Source organism: Pantoea sp. SIMBA_079, from assembly GCF_046940275.1.
Classification (GTDB): Bacteria; Pseudomonadota; Gammaproteobacteria; order Enterobacterales; family Enterobacteriaceae; genus Pantoea; species Pantoea borealis.
On record NZ_JAWRYR010000451.1, the window covers coordinates 1 to 263 of the forward strand.

The 263-nt window shown below is 35.7% G+C and carries 1 protein-coding gene; it reads left to right on the plus strand.

The window, feature by feature from the left end; genetic code table 11:
- The coding region (locus tag SB719_RS20760; protein ID WP_412159830.1) for an efflux RND transporter permease subunit at positions 1-263 on the plus strand (263 nt) is incomplete at both ends.

The window sequence follows — 263 nt, forward strand, 5'->3', positions numbered from 1 at the left end:
TGCCAATGATTTATTGGTTGACATCATTCCACAATTGGACAAGCTGAAAATGCCAGATGGCTATTCCTATAAATTATCAGGAGAAAAAGAATCGGAAGGCGATGCACTGGGAGGAAACTTTATTTCAGTAATTATTTTGAGTACATTCCTGTTTATTGCGGTATTGCTGCTTCAGTTTAAAACGTTTAAAGGGATCATCATCGTATTATCAATTATTCCCTTAGGTATTTTGGGAGGAGTCTTATTGTTGTTGATTAATGGAG